22 protein-coding genes are annotated in these 22,072 nt (G+C 71.3%); 3 read left to right on the top strand and 19 right to left on the bottom strand.

What is annotated here, in order from left to right; all coding sequences use genetic code 11:
* Positions 1-27 precede the first annotated feature (27 nt).
* Positions 28-852 (bottom strand): cytochrome b family protein, encoded by an 825-nt coding sequence (locus G4D85_RS38295; RefSeq protein WP_164019068.1) that lies wholly within the window; start codon positions 850-852, stop codon positions 28-30.
* Between the two features lie 477 nt (positions 853-1,329).
* Here G4D85_RS38295 and G4D85_RS38300 point away from each other — a divergent pair, with 477 nt between their 5' ends.
* Positions 1,330-3,141, top strand: coding sequence for a sensor histidine kinase (locus tag G4D85_RS38300; RefSeq protein WP_164019069.1), 1,812 nt, complete (start codon positions 1,330-1,332; stop codon positions 3,139-3,141).
* Positions 3,142-3,227: 86 nt separating this feature from the next.
* On the opposite strand, the gene G4D85_RS38305 is transcribed toward G4D85_RS38300, so the two are convergent.
* Positions 3,228-3,653: a nuclear transport factor 2 family protein gene (locus tag G4D85_RS38305; RefSeq protein WP_164019070.1), complete on the bottom strand. Its 426-nt coding sequence runs from the start codon at positions 3,651-3,653 to the stop codon at positions 3,228-3,230.
* A 162-nt stretch (positions 3,654-3,815) separates the two neighbouring features.
* Here G4D85_RS38305 and G4D85_RS38310 point away from each other — a divergent pair, with 162 nt between their 5' ends.
* Positions 3,816-4,658, top strand: coding sequence for a hypothetical protein (locus tag G4D85_RS38310; RefSeq protein ID WP_164019017.1), 843 nt, complete (start codon positions 3,816-3,818; stop codon positions 4,656-4,658).
* Between the two features lie 67 nt (positions 4,659-4,725).
* Here G4D85_RS38310 and G4D85_RS38315 read toward each other — a convergent pair whose 3' ends face one another.
* The 7 genes from G4D85_RS38315 to G4D85_RS38345 all read right to left on the bottom strand — a co-directional run bounded on the left by G4D85_RS38315 (position 4,726) and on the right by G4D85_RS38345 (position 12,223).
* Positions 4,726-6,183 (bottom strand): hypothetical protein, encoded by a 1,458-nt coding sequence (locus G4D85_RS38315; protein WP_164019071.1) that lies wholly within the window; start codon positions 6,181-6,183, stop codon positions 4,726-4,728.
* A 302-nt stretch (positions 6,184-6,485) separates the two neighbouring features.
* Positions 6,486-7,601, bottom strand: coding sequence for a LysM peptidoglycan-binding domain-containing protein (locus tag G4D85_RS38320; protein WP_164019072.1), 1,116 nt, complete (start codon positions 7,599-7,601; stop codon positions 6,486-6,488).
* Positions 7,602-7,706: 105 nt separating this feature from the next.
* Entirely contained in the window at positions 7,707-8,738 is a 1,032-nt protein-coding gene (locus tag G4D85_RS38325) for a c-type cytochrome (RefSeq protein ID WP_240359747.1), read from the bottom strand.
* On the bottom strand, positions 8,735-9,325 hold the full coding sequence (locus G4D85_RS38330; RefSeq protein ID WP_164019073.1) for a cytochrome c oxidase subunit 3: 591 nt from the start codon (positions 9,323-9,325) through the stop codon (positions 8,735-8,737). The genes G4D85_RS38325 and G4D85_RS38330 overlap by 4 nt, the downstream gene beginning before the upstream one ends.
* Positions 9,322-11,091, bottom strand: coding sequence for a cytochrome c oxidase subunit I (locus G4D85_RS38335; protein ID WP_240359748.1), 1,770 nt, complete (start codon positions 11,089-11,091; stop codon positions 9,322-9,324). The genes G4D85_RS38330 and G4D85_RS38335 overlap by 4 nt, the downstream gene beginning before the upstream one ends.
* The gene (locus G4D85_RS38340; RefSeq protein WP_240359749.1) at positions 11,088-11,969 is read right to left on the bottom strand and encodes a cytochrome c oxidase subunit II; all 882 of its coding nucleotides are present in this window, start codon (positions 11,967-11,969) and stop codon (positions 11,088-11,090) included. The genes G4D85_RS38335 and G4D85_RS38340 overlap by 4 nt, the downstream gene beginning before the upstream one ends.
* A complete protein-coding gene (locus G4D85_RS38345) occupies positions 11,966-12,223 on the bottom strand; it encodes a hypothetical protein (protein ID WP_164019075.1) in 258 nt (85 codons plus the stop codon). The genes G4D85_RS38340 and G4D85_RS38345 overlap by 4 nt, the downstream gene beginning before the upstream one ends.
* Positions 12,224-12,533: 310 nt before the next feature.
* Here G4D85_RS38345 and G4D85_RS38350 point away from each other — a divergent pair, with 310 nt between their 5' ends.
* Complete coding sequence (locus G4D85_RS38350) at positions 12,534-13,193, top strand: SCO family protein (protein WP_164019076.1); 660 nt, start codon at positions 12,534-12,536, stop codon at positions 13,191-13,193.
* A gap of 144 nt (positions 13,194-13,337) precedes the next feature.
* Here the strand turns inward: G4D85_RS38350 and G4D85_RS38355 are convergent, their stop codons facing one another.
* The 10 genes from G4D85_RS38355 to sitA6 form a co-directional block, all read right to left on the bottom strand.
* A complete protein-coding gene (locus G4D85_RS38355; protein ID WP_164019077.1) occupies positions 13,338-13,778 on the bottom strand; it encodes a hypothetical protein in 441 nt (146 codons plus the stop codon).
* 147 nt (positions 13,779-13,925) lie between these two features.
* The gene (locus G4D85_RS38360; RefSeq protein ID WP_164019078.1) at positions 13,926-14,387 is read right to left on the bottom strand and encodes a hypothetical protein; all 462 of its coding nucleotides are present in this window, start codon (positions 14,385-14,387) and stop codon (positions 13,926-13,928) included.
* Positions 14,388-14,448: 61 nt separating this feature from the next.
* Entirely contained in the window at positions 14,449-14,982 is a 534-nt protein-coding gene (locus G4D85_RS38365; RefSeq protein WP_240359750.1) for an O-acetyl-ADP-ribose deacetylase, read from the bottom strand.
* A 199-nt stretch (positions 14,983-15,181) separates the two neighbouring features.
* Positions 15,182-15,766 (bottom strand): Fis family transcriptional regulator, encoded by a 585-nt coding sequence (locus G4D85_RS38370; protein ID WP_164019080.1) that lies wholly within the window; start codon positions 15,764-15,766, stop codon positions 15,182-15,184.
* Between the two features lie 171 nt (positions 15,767-15,937).
* Complete coding sequence (locus G4D85_RS38375; protein ID WP_164019081.1) at positions 15,938-17,299, bottom strand: universal stress protein; 1,362 nt, start codon at positions 17,297-17,299, stop codon at positions 15,938-15,940.
* Positions 17,300-17,473: 174 nt separating this feature from the next.
* A complete protein-coding gene (locus G4D85_RS38380; RefSeq protein ID WP_164019083.1) occupies positions 17,474-17,887 on the bottom strand; it encodes a type II secretion system protein GspG in 414 nt (137 codons plus the stop codon).
* Positions 17,888-17,895: 8 nt separating this feature from the next.
* Positions 17,896-19,356 (bottom strand): adenylate/guanylate cyclase domain-containing protein, encoded by a 1,461-nt coding sequence (locus G4D85_RS38385; protein ID WP_164019085.1) that lies wholly within the window; start codon positions 19,354-19,356, stop codon positions 17,896-17,898.
* A 119-nt stretch (positions 19,357-19,475) separates the two neighbouring features.
* Positions 19,476-20,498 (bottom strand): OmpA family protein, encoded by a 1,023-nt coding sequence (locus G4D85_RS38390; RefSeq protein WP_164019086.1) that lies wholly within the window; start codon positions 20,496-20,498, stop codon positions 19,476-19,478.
* A gap of 112 nt (positions 20,499-20,610) precedes the next feature.
* Positions 20,611-21,333 carry a SitI6 family double-CXXCG motif immunity protein gene (gene sitI6, locus G4D85_RS38395; protein WP_275900349.1) on the bottom strand — a complete coding sequence of 241 codons (723 nt, stop codon included), beginning with the start codon at positions 21,331-21,333 and terminating at the stop codon, positions 20,611-20,613.
* 21 nt (positions 21,334-21,354) lie between these two features.
* Positions 21,355-22,044 (bottom strand): SitA6 family polymorphic toxin lipoprotein, encoded by a 690-nt coding sequence (gene sitA6, locus G4D85_RS38400; protein ID WP_164019090.1) that lies wholly within the window; start codon positions 22,042-22,044, stop codon positions 21,355-21,357.
* Positions 22,045-22,072 lie beyond the last annotated feature (28 nt).

Consider the following 22,072-nt stretch of genomic DNA (forward strand, 5'->3'; position numbering starts at 1 on the left):
AGCCGAACGGCGGCGGCGCGAAAAGATTCAGAAGAACAGCGTGAGCACACCCGCCGACACCGCACCCAGCGTCGTGTAACCGACCACCTGATGCGCGGTGGCCAGGTCCCGCTCCGACAGCCGGCCATACCGGTTGGTGGCCATGATGCCGAGGAGGACCTGCGCCACCATTCCCACGGTGGCGACCGTCATGAAGATTTTGTGGAGCGTGACGGTGTCCCACTGGAACTCCTTCTCGAAGGGCTCGGGGGCGAGCACCCCCAGCATCCCCACGGTGGCGAAAATCGCCGCGGTGCCGATGGCGAGCCCCCGGTGCAGGCCCAGCAGGTTGCGGTCATCCCCGCCGCCGCGGAACGAGTCGTTGAACTGGAGCTGCCCCACCACGGTGGTGGCGGCCAGTCCTCCCACGAGCGCGAAGCCCAGCCCCTGGTGCAGCTTGAGCATGGTGCGGCGCCGGCTGATGCTCTTCTCCAGCTCCGGGTCCACCTCCGCGGCGGCGGCCGTCTCCATGGGCTCCAGCAGGTCGAAGTCCATCGAGTCCGGGTCCGTCGTCGGCGTCTGGGCGGGCGGCTCCTGCTTCGGCGCGTCCTGGGCGAGCGGCTCCTGCTTCGGCGCGGCCTCCATGGGCTGGGCGGGCTGCATGGGCTCGGCCGGGGTGGCGGGCGCGGCCTGCTCCTCGTCCATGGAGGGCGCCGGAACTGGCTGGGGCGCGGGCCGCGAGCGCTTGCTCTTCGTGGCCTTCTTCTTCTTGGTGGCCTGACTCCACAGGGTGGGCTCGGTGCTGGCCTGGGCCCAGGCGGTGGAGGTGGACAGCAGCGACAGGATGACGACGTAGGCGATGAGGCGGGTCATCAGTTGTTTCCGTATGAGCGCAAGTCAGGCAGCCGGGTTCCGGCGGGAAGGATGGGGGCTCCCGGGCACATCACGTCCTCCGCTGCCCCGGCGTCCCGGGGCTGGGTCGCAGGTTACCCCGAGACTGTGGGGCAGGGCGATGTCGGAAAAGCGACGTCATGGACATCACACGTGAGGGGCGGCCTCGAGGGACGGGCGCATGGGCTCCCTGCCAGTGAGTGCCCCGGCGCGCCGGCTCCGGGACCGCGCGAACGACGGTAGCGCCCCGCCACGCCAGACGAAAGCTGCATGAGAGTCACGACTGTCTGTCGGGCACCGGGACCGTACTTCGGTCCATACCGCGCTTCCCGGGGTGTTCACTGACCACGGCGGGACTGACTTGCGCAGGACAGTCATCGCGTCCGGGGCCGGAAATTCGGCTCCGCCTGCGTTTCAGTAGACCCGTGCACCGCGCCCCATGCGCGGTGGGCATCGCGTATGGAGAAGCGCTGGCAGGGCACGCTGTTGGAGTTCCCGACCCATGAGCGCCGAGCCAGCGCCCGGGCGGAGCTCGCCACCGCGCGCATGCAGAGCCTCCAGGCCCTCACGCTCGCCCTGTCCGCGGCCCTCACGCCCCGGGACGTGGCGAGCGCCGTGGTGAAGGAGGCCGCGCGCGCGCTCCCCGCGGACGCGGGCGCCCTCTTCCTCCTGGACTCCGCCGGCACCGCGCTGGAGCTGGTCCACACCGTGTCCTACGACGCCACCATGAAGGCCGCCTTCGCGCGGGTGCCGCTGACGGCGCGCACGCCCATGGCCGAGGCGGTGCGCGGCGGAGTGCCGGTGTGGCAGGAGGGTGCCACCGTGCTCGCGGAGGAGTACCCGGAGGTGGAGGCCCTCGTCCGCACCGTGTACACCGGGGACTTCTCCTCCGCGTCCCTGCCGCTGATGGCGCGCGGGCGCGTGGTGGGGGTGCTGGCGCTCACCTGGCTGTGCGCGCGGGGCTTCGACACCGAGGAGCGCGCCTTCCTGGACATGCTGGCGCAGCAGGCCGCCATGGCGCTGGAGCGGGCCCGGCTGCTCGCCGCCGAGCGCCGCCAGGCCGAGCGCGCCGGCCTGCTCCAGCACGCCACCGCCACGCTGGCCACGTCCCTGGACGTGGGGCAGACGCTGCGCGGAGTGGCCCTGGCGCTGGTGCCCTCGCTGGGCGACTTCTGCATCATCGACGTGCGCGGGCCGGACCAGGAGGTGCGCCGCACCTTCCACGCCCTCTCCCCCGAGTCCGCCGCCCGGCTCGCCGCCAGCCGCGCCCACCCGGCTGACACCGCGGACGGCTCCGGCTGGGCGCTCGACTCAGGGCAGCCCGCCTTCCACCCCCGCGTGGACGCCGCGTGGGTGGAGCACCATGCGGGCGGCGAGGCCCAGCGCGCGCTGCTCCACGCGCTGGCGCCGTGCTCGTGGCTGTCGGTGCCATTGATGACGCCGGAGGGCGTGCTGGGCGCGCTGACGCTGGGCCACTCGCTGTCCGGGCGTCACCACACGGAGGAGGACCTCGCGCTCGCGCTGGAGCTGGCCCGCCGCGCCACCGCGGCCGTGCAGAACGCGCACCTCTTCCACCAGACGCAGCAGGCGCTGCGGCTGAGGGACGACTTCCTCGCCATCGCCAGCCATGAGCTGAACACGCCGCTGACGTCCCTCAAGCTGCAGCTGGCGCGCCTGCAGCGGGGCCCGGCGGACGAGGACGTGCGCACGCGCGCCTCGGCGGCCGTGCAGCAGGTGGACCGGCTGGGCCGGCTGGTGCGAGAGCTGTTGGAGGTGTCCCGCCTGTCCGAGGGCCGGCTGCACCTGGACCCGGAGCCGATGGACCTGGTGGAGCTGTGCCGCGAGGTGCTGGGCCGCTTCGGCAACGAGATGGCTCGCTCGGGCACCGCCGTGCACCTGTACGCCCCGGAGGCCGTGCCCGGCCTGTGGGACTGCGCGCGCGTGGACGGCGTGGTGACGCACCTGGTGTCCAACGCGCTGAAGTACGGCCAGGGCCAGCCGGTGGAGCTGGAGGTAACGGGCACGCCGGACGACTTCGCGAGGCTGGTGGTGAGGGACAGGGGCATCGGGATTCCTCCCGAGCAGCAGGCCCACCTCTTCCAGCGCTTCGGGCGCGCGGTGCCCCTGCGCCACTACGGCGGCTTCGGGCTGGGGCTGTGGTTCTCCCGGCAGGTGGTGGAGGCCCACGGCGGGCGCATCCACCTGGAGAGCGCTCCGGGCGTGGGCACCACCGTCACCGTGGAGCTGCCACGCGCACCGGCCGGGAGCTGAGGCGCGCGGCGCCCGGCACGGGGGGTGGACGGCTCACGCTGGCCGGGAGCTGAGACTCGCGGCGCCCGGCACAGGGGGTGGACGGCTCACGCCGGCGTGGTGCTGGGGACCTCCGAGCGGGCCCCGGTGTTGTGGGCCAGCTCCTGACCGAGCGCGTGCGGGTCGAAGTACGCGTAGAACCGGCTGATGCGGTCGCCGTCCCACTCGAGGATGGAGACGCCCTCGTAGGCGATGGCCGAGCCGTTGTGCGCGGTGCCCTGCGTCTCCCACTCGAGGGCCACGCGGTCTCCAGCCTCAATCATATTGCGGAAGGTGGACTTCACCTTGCCCAGCGTGCCCTTGTACTCCTTCCAGAACTGGCGCGCTCCAGCCGGGCCGGAGAAGACGCGGGGAGAGGCCGCGTTGCTCACCCGCGCGTCGTCACTGAAGAGGGACACGATGCCCTCCAGGTCGCCGTGCTCCTCCAGCTTCAACAGTGCGTCCACGAACCGCTGCGCTCGCTCCGTCGCCATGCGCTTCCTCGCTCGTCGTGAAAGGGGTTACACGGGGTTAGGGTGCACATGGGGGGTATGCGCTGCTCCCCCGTGAGCCTGCTCCCCTGTCCCCCAGGCGACGGCGGCGGGCGCCGACCGCGCGCGCTGGCGATAGAGTGTCCCCCGCCCTTCCCGCCCGCCATGTCCTCGTCCCGCCTCCAGTCCCAGCCGCCCGTGGCTGCCTCGTCCGAGGAAGCCTCGCTGGCCCCCTGGGCGCCCTCGCAATCGCTGCCAGAGCTGAGGGAGGCCCTGAGCTCGCCCGGCTTCGTCCAGGCCGAGGTGGATGCCCTCTTCGCGGCGCTTGCCCGGCCGCCCGGCGATGACGAGTCTCCCCGCGCCCGGGCGGACTTCCTCCAGTCGCTGGTGGAGCTGCCTGAGGAGGCGAGAGAGCGAACGGGGAGCGACGGACGCACGGTGCGCGCCGCGGCGGTGGAGGCCCTGCTGGAGCTGGGCTTCCCGTATGCGCTGGAGGTGCACCCGGACGTGCTCGAAGCCGTGCGGCTCGAAGCCCTCCGTCGGAAGGAGGGCTCGCGGGCACAGGGCGTCCCGGGCACGGGAGTGGGCCTCAGCCTGCTGGCCATGGTGGTCCAGCTCGTCATGCTGGCGATGTTCACCAGCCCGAGCACGTCCCACTCCCTGAGCGATGAGTTCACGATGGTTCGCATGGGACTGGTGGTCGTCCCACCGCTGATGGCCATCTTCGGCGGACTCACGGAGTCCCGGAAGCTGCGCAAGCTGGGCGTCGTCGGAATGACGGTGCAGGGGTTGGTCTGGTTGCTCGTCGCCCTCCTGCGGGCCTCGAACCTGGCCTCCCTCGGGCTGCTCCTGCTGGTCATCCCCTGGTACGTGCCCATGGTGGCCGCGTACCTGATGCGCGAGACATCGGAGCCCGGGGACGAGGCCCCGTCCGCTCCCGGAGCACCGGGGGCACCGGGGGCACCGGGGGCACCGGGGGCACCGGGGGCACCGGGAGCGTCCACATGAGCCGCACCCGATTCAGCACGCGTGCCGCCACCCGCGAAGCTCCGCTGAAGCCCGGGGCATCCATCGGCTACCGCTTCAGCTTCCCCGTCCACGTGTCCTGGTCCCAGCCTTCCCGCGCGTAGGACGCCCGCTTCGGCTCCGGGAGCGCATCCCAGGCCGTCCCCGCTGCCAGCTCGGCCGGGAGCGCGAAGACTCCGCGATGGTTCTTGTCGAAGGACTCGTGCACCCGCGCGGCTGACAGGCCCTTCATGTTGAAGCCGGCCTCGGCGGCCGCCTTGCTCCCCTCGCCCTCGAGCTCGGCGGAGACGCCGCCCCCGAACTCCGCGGTCTCACGATTGAGCGAGACGAAGGCCTGGGCGTACTTGCCCACGCCGAGGGACACCTTCACCTCGCCATCCGAGGCGTGGCTGAGCTCCGCGAACCCGAGGTTGAGCTTCGTCTCCACCTTCGCACTGCCCGCCGTGTCGCGCGTCACCTCGAGGCCCACAGGGCCACCGCTCACCGCGACTCCCAGCTCGCCCTTGAGGCCCACCTTCCCACGGGTGTCGACATGCGCCTCCGTGCCCAGCTTGAGGCCCTCGTGCGTGAGCTCCACCTGAGCGTGACTCCGGATGCTGCCCCCGGGTCGGTCGCCGGTCAGCTCCCGCTGCCGGGCGTTGACGGTCTGGTAGGCGCGGTTGGTCGACTCCGGCTTTCCGATACCCTGCCGCCACTGCGCCTCGAACTCCTTCCGGGCCGGGTCCTTCAATTCGAAGCCCAGGTCCACAGCCTTGAGATACGCCGCGCGGGGCTCACCCAGGGTGTGCAGTTCCTGGAGGCTCTTCGCCCCGTTGGCCGCGTCGGTGTAGCGGTCGAGGTACTCGGAGTGGGCCTTGTAGAAGGCGGCGCCCGCGTCGATGGCGTGGGCGTTCACCGCGCCGCGCAGCGACTCCGGCAGCCTCGCGTCGTTGCGGAAGAAGTCCGGCGCTGCCGGGTAGCCCAGGGGCCCCGCCGGAGCCTCACCCTTTCGCCGCTGGAGCATGCCCTTGGACTCGGCTTGCTCCAGGAACGCCCGCCGCGTGTCCGGGTCCTGCGCCTTCACGTACTCGCCCAGCAGGCCGTCGCGCTCCATCCGCTCCAGCGCAGCGCGGTAGGCCCCCGGCTGCAACGTCCCGAGCGCTGTGTGGACCGACTTCACGTCGCGGCCAGTGACGGCCCAGTCCGTGAGGCTCCGCGTCAGGTGCGACTGGATTCCCGAGTACACCTCGGCGGGTACCTCGGGCGAAGACGGTTGCCGCAACCGGCCACCTGTCGCGGCCAGCTCGCCCGCGGAGAACGACGGGCCGGAGGACGTAGGCGCGCTCCCGGGGTCCTGCTTCGTGGATGAGCGAGCCGGAGGTCCGTCATAGGCGCGGACCTCGTTGCGCGTGGCGGGAGCAGGGGCCTGTTGAGCCTTCGCCCGGGGTGGAGCAGGTGCCGCACCGGCCTCCGTGGGAGTGGTGTCGATGGGGACAGGGGTGCTGCCGGTAGGGTCGATTCGGGACATGGGCGCGCTCCGGAAAGGAACGCCCTGCCCATTGCAGCGGATGGACCAGGGGCTGGCCCTCTATGACCCGAGGCCAGGAGGTCGCATCCTCCGGACGCGGGTCTCCGTCGCGAGACTCACCCCTTCACCCCTGGCCCCGGGACGCCGGACACGTGGAACGAACGTTCCTTCCACGAACACCTGCCTCCCGGGGCACTTCCGCGTCCCTCACCCGGTCCACCGCGAGCCCCGAAAACACAGCGAGGACCGCGGCCTGACGGCCCACGGTCCTCGCGTGATGACAGTGCCTTGACGGCGTGGCGCTAGAACACGTCCTGCGCGCGGCGGTAGTACGCCTCGCGGTCCGCCATGCCGTTGTAGCCACCGTTGATGCGGCGGGTGACCTCGCGGAAGTTGCCCGCGTCCGCGTAGCTGTTGAGGTTGCGCGACTGCCAGTACCAGCCGGCGATGCGGAACGCGACGTCCGGGTCCTTGGCGCGCGCGGGGTTGCCCTCCAGGTCGATTCCCAGCGCCTGGCCCGCGGCCCGGTAGTTGGCGCGGCCGGTGAGCTGGATGGGCCCACGGCCCTTGTAGCGCACGCCATCGCCCGGCTGCGTGTTGCCCAGGTCCCTGCGGCCCTCGTACGCCGCGCCCGAGGCAATCTCCTCCATGTAGCGAAGCTGGCCGCTCTCGTGCGCCAGCTGCGCCAGGAACATCGCCTTGCGCTGGGGCGTGGTGATGTTCGCCTCCGCCATGGCCTGGTTCAGGTGGGGCAGGTACTGCTCCGCCTTCGCCTGCGACAGGTTCGGCATCACCCCGCGCAGCTGCGCCACCGTCACCCCGGCCGAGCCACCCGGCGCCGGCTTCGGCCCGCCCACGCCACCCACCGGCGGCGGGTTGGAGGGCCGGCCCGGCGCCGCGCCGCCGCCCGGAATCGTGAGCTTCTGGCCCACGTAGATGAGGTTCGGATTGCGGATGCCGTTCGCCTGCTGCAGCGCGCCCACCGACGTACCGTGCCGACCCGCGATGCCGCTCAGCGTGTCGCCCGAGCGCACCGTGTAGCTGGAACCACCGCCGCCGCCAGAGGCCGGAGCGCTCGGCGCCGCGCCGCCGCTGCCCGGAATCGTCAGCCGCTGCCCGGCGAAGATGCGGTTCGGATTGGAGATGCCGTTCGCCTGCGCCAGCGCAGCCACGGTCGTCCCGTGCCGACCCGCGATTCCACTCAGCGTGTCACCGGACTTCACCGTATAGCTGGAGCCGCCCGAGCCGCCGCCCGTGGCCTTCGGCGCATCGAAGCCGTCCACGACGAGCTTCTGCCCGGCGTAGATCTTGTTCGGGTTGGAGATGCCGTTGGCCTTCGCCAGCTTGTCCACCGACGTGTTGAAGCGCCGGGCAATCGCGCCAAGGGTGTCGCCGGAGCGGATGGAGTAGGTCGTCACGAAGGGGGGCTCCTGGGGGGAGGAGGAATTTGCCTACATTGTCGCTGTCACTGAGAAAGTGTTGCGTCCCCCCGGTCGATCCTTGATTCCGCAATCAATCCGCTCTCACTGGACGGGAGCGGTGGAGGCGCGGAGGCGCTCCTTCAGCGCCCGGGCCTCGTCCGAGTCCCGCAGCCGCACCAGCGTCTGCACGTAGTACGCGAGGGCCCAGAGGTTCTCCTCGGGGATGGCGCCCTTCCACGTGGGCATGGCCGCGCCGCCGACGCCCGCGGCGATGACGAGGTAGAGGTCCTCGCGCTGGCGCTCGGCGGTGTAGGGCGCGCCGTCCACCTTCTCGCCCTCGGGCCACACCGTGCGCAGCGGGTGGAAGAGGAAGTCCGGCGGCAGCAGCTTCTGCGTCTGGGTGGGCTCGCCCTTCGCATCGACCTGCACCGGGTGCTGCGAGTCCCTCGGCTGCGCGGTGTACGGGTCCACCCGGGACAGGTCCACCTTGCGGCCCAGCGCCTTCTCCATCAGCCCGGCCCACTCCGCGCGCGGCAGGTACGCCACATGGCAGCTCGCGCAGCCCGCGTTGCCCGCGCCCGCCACGTGGTAGGCGACCTTGCCGCGCTCCACGGCCTCGGACTCGCGGCCCTTCCACGGGTCCGGCGTCGGCGCCAGCGGAGTGCCCGGCGCTTCCTCCTTCCAGCGCGGGCTGAAGGTCTTCAGGTACTGCACCACCGCGTCCAGGTCCGACTCGGGCACGTCCCAGGCGAACATCGGCGTGCCGTGCAGCCCCCGGCGCAGCGTGCGCTTCAGCGCGTCGTCCGTGGGCAGCTCGCCCGCGGCGACTCCGCCGAACTTGAAGAGGCCCTGCCGGAAGCTCCGGGGCACCGGCCGCATTCCCCGTCCCGCCGGGCCCTGCCCGTCCCCGAGCACGCCGTGGCAGGACTCGCAGTAGTGCGTGTACACCGCGTGCCCGCGCGACAGCGTCTGCGCCGGCACCACGCGGCCGTCGGCCAGCTTCAGCGGCTCGAAGGTGGGCGTGGGCCTGGAGCGGCAGGCCGCCATGGTGAGCGCCAGGAGCGTGAGCACCAGCGCCATGTGCGGTGGAGCCCGGCGGGTGGGAAGCGGGAAGGCCGCGTGGCGAGGAGTCATGGGAGGTACACCGCCGCGAAGAGGAGCAGCCACATCACCGTCACGAAGTGCCAGCCGAGCGCATGCCGCCGCAAGGCGTCCCGCACGTCCACGCCCCGCCTCAAGCGCACGGCGGAGACGAACACCCCCGTGACTACCGCGAGCATGTGCAGCGCATGCAGCGCCGTGAGTCCGTAGAAGGCGGAGGCGGGCACGCCGTCGTCGGGGATTCGCAGGTGGTGGTTCCACCACGCGATGTGCGTCATCCAGGCCTGCCCACCCACGAAGCCCAGGCCCAGCACCAGGATTGCTTTGAGCACGCGCAGAAGCCGTCGCGCGCCATCGGAACCGATGAACACGCTGCTCGCCGCCCGGTGGAGTCCGACGCTCCCCACGATGAGGGACAGCCCCGGCATCGCGAGCACCAGCAGGTGGACGGGCAACGGCGGCCATGGCTCGCGCATGCGGTACCAGCCCACCGCGAAGAACAGCGAGACGAAGAACATCGTCCACGCCGCGAGCCCCAGCACCGTACCGAGCCACCGAGTGGCCGACTCCTCGTGAGACACGCTGGACGCAAGAGGGAGCCCTGGCACCGGAGTCTTCACGCCACACCTCCCGACGTGGCCACGCCACCCACGCCCAGGCTCCGGCCGTCGCCCGTGTCATCCAGGGCTGGCGCGTCCACCGCGGCGTCCGGCAGAGTCTCCGCCTGTCCAATCCAGTCCTTGCCCAGCACCTCCAGCACCTCGGGCTGGGACAGCGCATGCGGCCCGCGCAGCACCACGGGCACGGGGTCATAGTTCCCTGCCGGCGGCGGGCTCGGCGCGCACGTCCACTCCAGCGTCCCCACCTTCCAGGGGTTCGGCCCCGCCACCCGGCCCCTGCGCAGCGTCCACACCAGATTCACGACGAACAGCACCTGCGCCGCTCCGAGCAGGAACGCGCAGGCCGACGTCCACTGGTTCAGCGGCAGCAGGTGCTTCAGGTACGTGTACTGGTACGGGTCATACAGCCGCCGGAGCTGCCCCGCGTAGCCCGCCGCGAGCTGCCCGCCGAACACGCCGACGAACAGCACCGCGCTCGACACCACGTGCGCCTTCGCCAGCCCCTCGTGCATCGCCCGCCCGAACATCTTCGGGAACCAGAAGTAGAGCCCGGCGAAGACGGCGAGGAAGCTCGCCGCGCCCATCGTCAGGTGGAAGTGGCCCACCACCCACAGCGTCCCGTGCAGCGGCACGTCCGTGGCCACCGCGCCCAGCGACAGCCCCGTAATCCCGCCCAGGCCGAACACCCCCATGGAGCCCAGCGCCGCCAGCATCGGCGCCGTCAGCCGCACGCTGCCGCGCCACAGCGTCATCAGCCAGTTGAGGTACATCACCTCCGCCGGCAGCGAGATGAGCAGCGTGAGCACCATGAACGTGCGCCCGAGCAACGGCGACATCCCGCTCGTGAACAGGTGGTGCGCGTACACCAGCCCGCTCAACGCCGTCACCGTGCCCATGGCCCCCGCCGTCAGCCGGTAGCCGTGCGCGGGCTTGCGGCTGAAGAAGGCGACGAAGTCCCCCACCATCCCCCAGGCGGGGAGAATCAGGATGTAGACCTCCGGGTGGCCGAACAGCCAGAAGAGGTGCTGGTACACCACCGGGTCGCCGCCCCCGCCCACCGCCGCCGCGCCCGCGATGAAGAACTGCGTGCCCAGCAGCCGGTCCATCAGCAGCAGCGACGTGGCCGCCGCCAGCACCGGCACGAACAGCACGTTGAGCACCGAGGCGAAGAACAGCCCCCACACCGTCAGCGGCAGCCGGCCCCACGTCATCCCCGGCGCCCGGCACCGCACCACCGTGACGACGAAGTTGAGCCCGTACAGGAACGCGGACGCCGCCGCGCACAGCACCGCCACCGTCACCAGCGTCTGCCCCAGGCCCGGCGTGAAGGCCGGTGTCGACAGGGGCGGGTACGCCGTCCACCCCGCGCTCGCCGGGCCGAGCCGCACGACGAACGAGGCCAGCACCAGCGCTCCGCCCAGCGCGTAGAGGCCGAAGCCCAGCACCGACAGCCGGGGGAAGGCCAGCCCACGCGCGCCAATGGCCAGCGGCAGGACGAAGTGCCCCAGCGCGCCGAAGAGCAGCGGCGTCACCGCGAAGAAAATCATGATGAGGCCGTGCATGGTGAACACGGCCGTGTACGCGGGCGGAGTCAGCGCGCCCCGGGACTCGGGGAGCGCCCAGGCCAGCCCCGGCACCGGCTGTCCCGGCCAGGCCCACTGCCAGCGGATGATGAGCGCCAGCAGCCCCCCGAGGAGCAGGAAGCCCAGCCCGCCCCACAGGTACCCCCGCGCCACCGCCTTGTGGTCCGAGGAGAAGAGACTCACGGCGCCTTCCACTCCCAGCCCCATTGGGCCGCGCTGTCATCCGCGTCGAAGGACTGCTCGGCCTGCCGTCCCGCCTCGCGCAGCCAGGAAGCGTAGGACTCTGGCGACATGGCCTGGAGCACGCCGCGCATCCGGTAGTGGCTGGTGCCGCAGTGCTGGTAGCAGGCCACCTCCCACGTCCCCTCGCGAGCGGCCTGGAACCACGTCTGGTTCACCCGTCCCGGAATCGCATCCAGCTTCACGCGGAAGTGCGGCAGCGAGAAGCCGTGCACCACGTCCGTGGACACCAATTGCACCCAGACGGGCGCGCCCACCGGGACACGGAGGTCGTTCCACGTCACCACGTCGTCAGGCGTGCCGAAGCGGCCGTCCTCGCCCGCGTAGCGCGCCTCCCAGGACCACTGGTGCGCGTTGACTTCAATCCGCACCGTGCGCGCGTCGGCGGCGGGCACGTGGAAGTTCCACAGCACGTCCCGCAGGTAGCCCTCCGAGCCCAGCAGCAGCGTCCCGTCCACCACGGCGAAGGCGCCCAGCGCCAGCCCCAGCACCCAGGCCCGCGAGCGCCGGGTGCCTCCGTCCGGAGCGGCCCGCTTCGCCTGATGGAAGCGCCAGGCCGCGAGCACCATCCACCCGAGCGCCACCACCACGAGCATCAGCTCGAAGCGGTGGCTCCAGGCGAGCAGGGTGTCGATGCGATGTCCGTGCGCGCTCGCGTCCTCGGGGAGCGACAGCGTCCACGCTCCGCGCGAGGTATCCGGAGTCGCGGCGGACGGGCGCTCCACGTCCACGGGCAGGAGCGCGGAGTCCGCTTCGCGTCCCGAGGTGACAGGCGAGGCAGCGGCGCCCGTCGGGGGTGCGCTCCCGGTGGCTTCGCTCACGGCCGCGCCTCACGCGCCGCGCGCCGGGCCGCCCAGATGCCGACCCCCACGAGGAGGAGCGGCATGAGCACCAGCGCCCCGAGCAGCAGCACCGAGCGCACCGGGGACTCGGGTGCGCGCACCGTGCAGGCGGGACACGCGAGCACCTCCGCCGGGAGCAGTCCCAGGAGCACCGCGAGCAACGGCGCACCGACCCTCGACTCCAGGGAATGGGGGGCCGTGTCACGGCCAGAGGTGGAGCGCTCGCCGGGCATCACTGTCCTCCCGGGTAGCACGCGGCCACACGCCTCTCAAGGTACCGGGGGTATCCCCCACCCTGCCCGGGCCTCGGAGGTGGCGGACCTCCGCGGGCATTGCCGTGAGGTCGTCATGGCGCCCGTCCACCGGTTGAGCAGGATCGGGGAGGCGCCCATCCGCCCTTCCGTCCCGGGGCCACGCCGGCTCCGGGAGCCCGCCTGCCCCGGGAGCGGCCTTGCGCCACCTACATCCCCGGAGAAGCCACGATGACGCAGGGGGGCCCGCTCCGCTTGTGCCCACCCCCGGCCTTCCGTTACCTCGGGGGCCATGTCCGCCGACTCCCCCCTCGCGGCCCCCCAGGTCCGCCTCACCCAGCGCCCCGGCTTCTGGGCCGGGCTCGCCGTCGTCACGCTCGGAATCGCGCTCGTCTCCGGCGTCACCCTGCTGCGCACCCGGAGCGAGCCGCTGCCCCAGCTCGGCGCCATGCCGGACTTCACCTTCACCCGCCATGACGGCCAGCCCTTCGGCAGCGCGCAGCTCCGGGGTCGGCCCTTCATCGCCAACTTCATCTTCACCCGCTGCCCCACCATCTGCCCCGCCTTCACGCGGAAGATGGTCGGCGTGCAGGAGCGCACCACGGCCTCCGGCCCGGGACTCCAGCTCGTCTCGTTCTCCGTGGACCCGAAGTACGACACCCCCGAGCGCCTCGCCGAGTACGGCCAGCGCCACGGCGCCGACTTCACCCGGTGGAGCTTCCTCACGGGGGACTACGAGCAGCTCAAGGACACCATCGTCCACGGCTTCAAGATCAGCATGGGCCGCGAGGCCGGCGCGCCCGAGGACGACCTGCTCTCCATCTTCCACGGCACCCACTTCGTCCTCGTGGACCGCGCCGGGCAGATTCGCGGCTACTACGACAGCGCCGACAGCGACTCCACCGACCGCCTCCTCCGCGACACGAAGCGGCTGGAGCGCGAAGAGCGCTGACCAGGGCAGAGCGCGCGGGTACCTCGCCGGGCGCCCAGCCCACTCGTGAAGCGCAGTACCCCGCAAAGCCGGAGGGCCGGCCCCGCACCTTCGCGGGAAGCCGGCCCTCTCGTTTGCTTCACTGTCGCGCCGGGGCGCGGACGACTACTCCACCATCGCGCCGTGGCGCTGCGCGATGATGTTCTGGAAGTTCTCGAGGCCGAACGGGTTCTCGGCGAACGCACCGACCTTGTCGGCCGCCTTCTTCACCGTCTGGGCAACCTTGGTCAGGTCCTCGATCTTCGGGGCCAGCTTGGCCAGGAAGCCGATGCCGCCCAGGGGACCCTCGCCCAGCAGGGACGTCGCGCCCTGCTTCATCAGGTTCTCCGCGATGGGGCCCAGGAACTTGCCCACGAACGGGAGCTTGCCGACCTTCTCGCCCACCATCTTGGCGATGGGGCCCATCAGCTCGCCCACCGGCTTCTTCAGGAACTCGAGCGCCTTGCCACCGATGTTCGCGATGCCGCCAGCAACCTTGCTGACCGTGTCCGCGACCTTGCCAACCACGTCCGTGACCTTGCTGACGATCTTGCCGACGATACCCATGGCGAGTGCCCCTTGAATTTCTGGAAGTTTGAGAAGGATTTGTGCCGGAGTTGAAGCTCGAAAGGATTCTCGGGACTGCGGCCGAAATGTTTCCTCGTTACTTTTCCGGCCGAATTATTTCTCCGGCACACCCCTCAGACGCCGCACTTACGCGCGGTTACCGCCACTCCCGCCCCGCTTGAGCTGATCCTGCAGGGCCTTCTGGGCGGCGGGGTCCTGCGGACCCGTGGGGGCCTGATCCTGCGGCGCCGTCAGCGAGGGCTTTCCAGCGGCCCCCTTGTCCTGGACGAACTTGGACGCCTCGAAGTCCGGCGGAGAGCCGGGCAGCTCGCCCTTCATGCCCTTGATGAGGATGTTGGCGGCGTCCTCGGCGGACAGGGGCGTGAAGCCGTTCTTCTTCAGCTCCTCGTCGGAGACGACGGCCAGCTCGGGCTCCTTGTCCTTGTCCTGGGCGTACTTGAGGACCAGCTCGACGTAGTCCTCGAGCTTCATGCTCACGGCCTCGGCGATCTTCTTCGTCTCCGGGTCCTTGAGCAGCTCGGCACGAACCACCTCGACGGGCCGCTTGAGACCCCGCTTCGGCTTGTTGGCGTTGTTCTCCTGCGTCATGTCTTGCTCCGGGATGGGGTGGGGAAAGGCTGTGGGACAACCTTAGCCCAGTTTTCCCGGTTCACACATTCCCGCCCGGCGTCGGCTCCGGCGCCGAGGCGAGCGCGCGCTGATACGTCGCCAGGTCCGGGGGCGAGAAGAGCACCACCGTCACTTTCTCAAGCTGTGGCAGTCGCGCCAGGGCCGCGTGGATTTCCCGGAGGGCGATGGGCGCGGCCCGGTCGATGGGGAAGCCGTACACGCCGGTGGAGATGGAGGGGAAGGCCACCGAGCGCAGCCCGTGCTGCTCCACCAGGGCGAAGACGCTCTTGTAGCAGCGCGCCAGCACCGCCTCCTCCGACTGCTTTCCGCCCTGCCACACCGGCCCCACCGTGTGGATGACGTGGCGCGCGGGCAGCCGGTAGCCCTTCGTCAGCCTCGCCTGGCCCGCGGGACACCGGCCCAGGGTGCGGCACTCGGCGAGCAGCTCCGGGCCGGCCGCGCGGTGGATGGCGCCGTCCACGCCGCCGCCTCCCAGCAGCGAGCTGTTGGCGGCGTTGACGATGGCGTCCGCATCGACCTTGGTGATGTCTCCCTGGATGAGCTCGAGCTTCACGTTCCCTCCTCGCGTGGATGGCGGCGCACCTCGGACGGCACGCCAGCACACCGGCTGACGGGAGGGGAGGCACTGACAGGGAACGCGCCCCCGAGCTTCAGGCCCATGACAGAGCGCGCCGCGCATCGAGCAGACGCGGTGCCACCGCGCGCCCACCCATCAGGTCGGCGCGGGTGACTCGGGCCAGCGGACTCCCGCTTCAGCGGGCCGCGTTCCTCGGCGCGGCCTTGCGGCTGGCGGCGACGACGGTCTTCCGCTTGGGAAGGATGCGCGTCACCGTCCCGGGGCGCCGTGCGTCGGCCGCGGCGCGAGCCTTCTCCTCGGCTGCCTTCGCCGCTGCCGCCTTCACCGCGAGCTGCTCGGCCTGCCGCGCCCAGCGCTGCTTCAGCAAGTCCCGCAGGCCGTCCTTCTGCAGGTCCACCTGTGCCTGGTGCAGGCGGTAGTGCAGGTCCTCGCGCAGCGTGCCGCGCGAGAGCGCCGCATCCGCGCCGCCGGACAGGCCCACCACCACCTTGGGCCGCTCCTCCTGCATCTGCAGGCAGCGCAGGATGACGAACTGGGCGTCGCGCCCCAGCTTCGCCACGTCGGGGAGGAACACCACCCCGTTGGGTTGCTTCAGCGCACCGGGCAGGTCCGCCGCCTGCCGTACCTCGACGAGCTCCACGTCGAAGTTGCGCGCGGCCTCCTGCGCCCAGGAGCGGCGCTCATCCTCCGTGCCGCCATGGATGAGCAGCGACGAGCGATTCGAGACGAGCTCTTCTTCACGATAACCGCGCGGTGTCACCGGATGACCCCCTGCTGTCTGGAAAATCGTGCTTGCAGGGGAATCTAACGCCCTACCGGGTCCTCCGTTCAACGGCTGACGTGTCCTTTCGGGTCGTCCACTCAGAGCCCACCTGAAAGCCCTTTCACGTGGGCCTGGGTATGCACCCCGGTGATTACTGGTATTTACCGCTCACGCGGTAGGCACCACCATGACGGGCCTGCGGCAGCGCGCCACCAGCTCGCGGGCCACCGCGCCCTTGAGGGCATCCGGCTCGCGCGACGGCTCGGGTGAGGTGCCCACGCAGACCAGGTCCACGCCCTCGCGCTCCGTGGCCTGGCAGATGGCCAGCGTCACGTCGTCCCCGGTGACGCCCTCCACGCTCCAGTTCACCGCCTGCGCGCCCACGTCGCGCGGCACCAATTCCCACAGCCGCTGGATGACCCGGTCCTTCTCGCGCGGCGGCTCGGGCAGCACGCCGTAGTGGTCCATGAAGGTGGTGTCCCCCGCGCGACGGCGGTGGACGTGCAGCAGGTGGACGCGGCCTCCGGGTCCCACCAGCGAGCGCGCCTGGGAGATGGCTCGCGCGCTGGCCTCCGAGAAGTCCACCGGCACCAGCACGCTGCGAGGGGCCACGGCCGGACGTGGCTCGCGCACCGAGGGCGGCACGCACACCACGGACTGCTCCGCGTGCCGCAGCACGCCCGCGGACACCGAGCCGTGCCACAGCCGGCCCAGCCCGCCCCGCGCGTGCGTGCCCACCACCACCAGGTCCACCCCGCGCCCGTGCGCCACGTGCAGCAGGTGGTCCGCCGGCCGTCCATAGCCCGGCTCCAGCACCACCTCCACGCGGCCCTCGCCGTGCAGGGAGCCCATCCGCTCGCTGACCTCGCGTTGCAGCACCCGCTCCACCGCCGGGTCCAGCACCTCCATGCCCCGCATGGCCGGCGCCAGCACCTCCACGTGCACGGGGGTGTGAATGCCCAGCCGCTCGCGCTCCTCCAGCGGCGAGCACACGTAGGTGGCCAGCACGTCGCACGGGCCCACCCGGCGCAGCTCGCGGAGGAACGTCACCGCGGAGTCGGAGGTGGCCGAGCACGGGTCCACCCCCACCAGCACCAGCAGCCGCCTCCGCCCGCGCACCCAGTCCACCAGGGCCGTTTCGCGCCGCACCGCCAGCACCGGAGCGCAGGCGTGCCGGGACAGCCGCTCGGGCAGGGAGGCGCGCCGCCACGCCGGGGCACGCCAGCCTTCGGACGCCACCACCACCCAGCGCGCGTGCCGGCACTCGTCGTCGCTGAGCACCTCGTCCGCGGCCGTCGTCGAGCGCAGCTGGAAGCGCACCAGGCCGGCGATGGGCTGAAGCCGGGCGCACTCCGCCTCCAGTCGCTGGCTGGCGCCAGCCGTCGGGGCGGACGCCTCGTCGGTGGGTTGCTCACCGTCCAGGACGCCGAGGAGGAGCAGGGGCTCCCCCAGCCTCGCCGCCAGCGCCGCCGCTACGTTGGAGGCCTCGACGGACTCAGGGGAGAGGTTCGTTGCACAGACGATGGCCATGGCCGCCCTCCTTCTTCGGGTGCAGGAGCCACCCCATGAGGGAACAGATGTCCATGGTGCCGCCAGTCGGCGGACCCCTCCTCCACGCTGGCTTGCTCCAGGGCCCGGCTCACGTTGCCGGAAGGCGTCTTCCAGCGCTCGCCTGCTCCCCTGCCCAGGGAGTCCCGGCGGGCCTCACTTCAGCCGCGGCTGCCCGTGCCCGTCGGTGTTGGTGTGGTCCTGGTCCTCGCCGTTGCCGCCCCGGTTGTCGCCCTTGCCGAGCGTGACGAGGAACACCTGGGTGCCGTTGCTGGTGTAGCGGTACGGCCGGCCCCACGGGTCCATCGGCAGGGAGGACAGGTACTTCGGCACCAGCAACTCCTGGAGGTCGGCCTCCTCGGGCAGCGTGTTCCCGTCCGCGTGGTAGCGCGACAGCGCGTCCTCCAGCACCGCGAAGTCCTGGTGGATGCGCTCGGAGTGCACCGCCTTCGAGCGGCTGAGCGCGCTGCCCAGCACCACGCCCAGCAGCGCGAGCGCGAACACCAGGCCCACCCACAGGATGGGGGAGCGGCGGGACGGCGGCGGCAGGGCATCTGCGGTGGTGCTCATGGACGCCCTTATAGCGCGCGGTACAGCGGCACGGGCTGCTGCTTGCCCTTGAGGCGCACCGGCGGCAGGTCCTCGAAGGCCGTGTCATTGGCGTTGACCAGCTCGCGGGTGCGCTCGCCGACGAGGATTTCCCCCGGGCCGGCCAGCGCGCACAGCCGCGCGGCGACATTCACCGCGTCGCCGATGCAGGTGTACTCGGCGCGCACGGTGCTGCCGATGTTGCCGGCGACGACGACGCCCGAGTTGATGCCGATGCCCAGCTCCAGCACCAGCGGGTGGCCCTCGCGCCCGTTGGCGGCCCACTCCGACTCGGCTTCGATGCGCAGGTCCGCCATGGCATCCATCATCATCTTCGCGCACTGGAGCGCCCGCAGCGCATCGTCCGTCCGGGCCACCGGCGCGCCGAAGACGGCCATGAGCCCGTCGCCGAGGAACTTGTCCAGCGTGCCGCCGCAGGTGAACACCGCGTCCGACATCCGCCCGAGCACCTGGTTGAGGACGCCGACCACCTGCTCGGGAGGCAGGCTCTCCGCCAGCCCGGTGAAGTTGCGGATGTCCGCGAACAGCACCGTCACCTCGCGCTTCTCACCGGTGAGCACCACCGCGTCCGCGCTCTTGAGGATTTCGTCCACCACCGCGTCGGACGTGTAGCGCGCGAACAGCTTGCGCATGCGCTCCGTCTCGCCGGTGCGCCGCACCACGCTCTCGATTCGCGCGGCCAGCTCGTCCATGGAAGCGGACTTGTTGACGTAGTCGTCCGCGCCCGCGCGCAGGCCGCGCACGCGCTCGGCCTCGCGGTCATTCGCGGTGAGGATGATGACGGGCACGCCGCGGCTGGGGCCCTCCTTCAGCCGCCGGCACAGCTCCACGCCGTCCAGGCCGGGCATCTCCAAGTCACTGAGGACGATGGCGGGCTGCAGGCGGCTCATGCCCTCCAGCGCCTCGAACGGGTCCTGGTAGCAGAGGACCTCGTAGTTCAGCGCCACCAGCCCCTCCTGCACGAAGGCGCAGGCCAGCGGGCTGTCGTCCACCACCACCACGCGGCGGCGGCCGTCGATGAAGGGGCGCGGGGCCTCCTGGCGTCCGGCGATGCGGTTCTGCAGGCCGAGCGCCTCGTAGATTTGCTTGTAGGAGCAGTGGCCCAGCTCCACGAGGATTTCGCCCAGCTTGCGGCCGTCCCGGCGCTGGCGCGCGAGGGCCTCCTCGAGCTGCGCCAGCGTCACGTACTTGAGCCCCACGAGGAGCTCGCCCAGCGCCGGCTGGAGGGGGCTCTTGTCCTGGTGCAGCCCGAGCGCCTCGCCCAGCGCGTCCTGAATCTGCTCCCGCGTGACGTAGCCGAGCGAGATGAGGGCCTCGCCCACGCGCTGGCCGGTGAGGGCCTGGAGGGCGAGTGCCTCCTGCACCTGGCTGGGCGTGACGATGCCCAGCTTGAGCAGCAGGTCACCGAAGAGGGGGCTCGAAGCACTCATGGACGCGGAGCGTACTCCACGGCCCCCCGCTCGGGGAGCACCCCGACGCGTCCGTGGCGACTCCTTCACGGATGGCGAAGGTCAAGGCCCCAGGTGACGCGGCGGGACATGGGCGGCCGTCACCGGCCGGGCTTGCGCGGGGTGGGACCCGAGGGGGGAGGGAGGAGCAGGTCCACGCGGCGGTTGGCCTCACGCCCCTGGGAGGTCTCATTGGAGGTGACGGGGCGGTCCGGCCCATGGCCGCGGGCGTCCAGCCGGTTGGGGGGGACTCCCTGCCCGACGAGGTAATCGCGCACCGCCTCCGCCCGGGCCTGGGACAGGGCACGGTTGGTGGCGGCGTCGCCACGGTTGTCGGTGTGGCTCTCCACGAGGAGGGGGGACAGCTTCGGGTGCGCGAGGAGGACGCGGGCCACGTTGTCCAGCAGGGGGAAGGAGCGCGCCTGGAGGGTGGCGGTGCCGGATTCGAAGGCGATGCGCTCCCGCAACTCCAGCCGGTCCTGGCGGATGATGACGAGCTGCCGCTGACGGGGGGAGCAGCCCTGGTTGTCGGGCGCGCCGGGCTCGCGCGGGCAGTTGTCGCGGTGGTCCATCACCGAGTCCCCATCCGCATCGCGCTCGGGGCAGCCGCGCAGGGTGGGGAAGCCCTCCTCCTCGGGGCAGGCGTCGCTGGCGTCGGGGACGCCGTCGTGGTCCGCGTCCTGCTCGGGGCAGCCCTCGCGGGAGGCGGGGCCGGCCTCTTCCGGGCACTTGTCCGCCTCACCCTCCAGGCCGTCCCGGTCCAGGTCCTCGACGGGACAGCCCTGGCGCTCCAGCACGCCGACGACGCGGGGGCACGCGTCCCGGGAGTCCTCCACGCCGTCCTCGTCCACGTCGCGCACGGGGCAGCCGTCGCGGGAGGCGGGGCCGGCGCTGCGCGCGCACTTGTCGACGGAGTCGTCCACGCCGTCACCGTCCGTGTCCTTCGGAGGGCAGCCGCGAGTCTCGGAGGGCCCGCGAGTGCCCGGGCAGGCATCGTCGGCGTTGAGCACTCCGTCTTTGTCATCGTCCTCGGTGGGCCGGTCCTCGGGGGCATGGCGGCAGCCAGAGGAGAGTGCGCCCAGCACGGCGGCGAGCAGGGCCAGGCGGCGAAGTGCGTGCGTCATTGCGGGGGCAACAGAGCGCAGCGGGCGCGGCCTGTCCAGGAGGCGCACGGTGGGCTCGCGAGGCAACGGGGCGTGAACACGACGGCACGGTGCCGACACGAGGCCGCGTGGGTCAGCGCACCGCCACCTCGCGGAAGATGACTCCGTCGAGGCCGAGCCGCTTCACGGTCTCCACGAAGCGCTCGGTGGCGATGATGAGCGAGGACCAGCCCGCCATCCGGAACAGGTCGACCTCCGTGGGCAGCGTCGCCGCGTCGAGGATGTACGGGTCCGGGAGGCTGTAGTTCTTCGCCCCGCACCGCTCGCACGTCTTCGCGTCGGCGGGAAGGCAGTCCGGGTGAAGCTCGCCGTGAATCAGGAGCTCCGGCTCGAGCAACTCGGGTGGGTTCTTGCCGCGGAAGCGAAGCTCCATGGGACAGCCGCGCAGGCCCCGGATGCTCTCCTGCTGCAACCGCTCCAGCGCTTCGCGCCGCATGTGCAAAAAACCAGGGTCATACATGAAGAGGGGGCCGAAGCTTCCCGAAGCCCTACCAATCATTGGCCCCAGCGCCATGCCTGGCTTCAGCATTGCCCCAGGAGGAAGCAGTGGGCGCAACTGTTCGCTCAGGCGGAGGTACTCAGCCACGGGTTGGGGGGGGCGGACTTCGAAGTCTCGTAGGTTCGGAAGGCCCGTCAGGTCGACGCATGGGTAGCGGACAGCATCTGTACCAAATACCCCTGGGCCGCAGCCGGGACAGTCGAGCACTGCTGGCAGATACCACTTGTAGATTCCGCTCAGGCTTCCCGTATACGGCGCGGCCATATCCGCAGCAGGTCGATAGAATCGCAAGTCCACCTCCTCTCCGCGCCCGGGTGTTTACTTGAGTTGCCGGAAGTAGGGTTGTACCGGCCCGGTGAGTTCGAAGCGAAAGATGAGCGCTCCCGCATGGCGGTAGATCTCCTCCCGAGCGATGGGCCTGTCGCGGTTGGCCTCCTTGAACTCCCGCCAGGCCATATTCCACAGACCACCAGCAGGTCCTCCAGCGTGGATACGCCGATGAACGTGCTCCGGAATGAGCAGGGTGTAGTCGTGGATGTTGATGCCACGGCTCTTGAACCACAGGGCCAGGTCTTCCGCCTGCGGGAAGATGTGGTGCTTCTGGAAGCGCCCCGCCGGCAGGGCGAGAGGCGTGCGCGGGGGGAGAGGCAGCGGCTGGGACGCTGCGTACCACCGGAACGTCATCACCGGCTCGGCGCCACCGCGCAGCCCGGGAGACCGCGTCCACCAGCGCCCCGGCCGGGCAGGCCCCACGGGCAAGCCCGGCCTCCCGAACTGCACACGCTCCACTCCGGAGCGCGGTGCTTCCACGGCCACCACGTCTTCACAGCGGAAGAAGCCGCACAGGCCCTCCTCGCACGCGAGCGTCACGCACGAGTCCTCTTCCGGAGACTCACACCCGGCCGCGGGCGTCGCGTCCTCCCAGGCGCGCGCCACCGGCTGCGACGTGGCACACGCGGAGACCCACCACGAAGCAACGAGCAACCAGAAACCCGTCGTCTTCCTCATGGCCCGCATCCCTTCACAGCTTCTGGAC

It is taken from the genome of Pyxidicoccus trucidator (genome assembly GCF_010894435.1).
Taxonomy (GTDB): domain Bacteria; phylum Myxococcota; class Myxococcia; order Myxococcales; family Myxococcaceae; genus Myxococcus; species Myxococcus trucidator.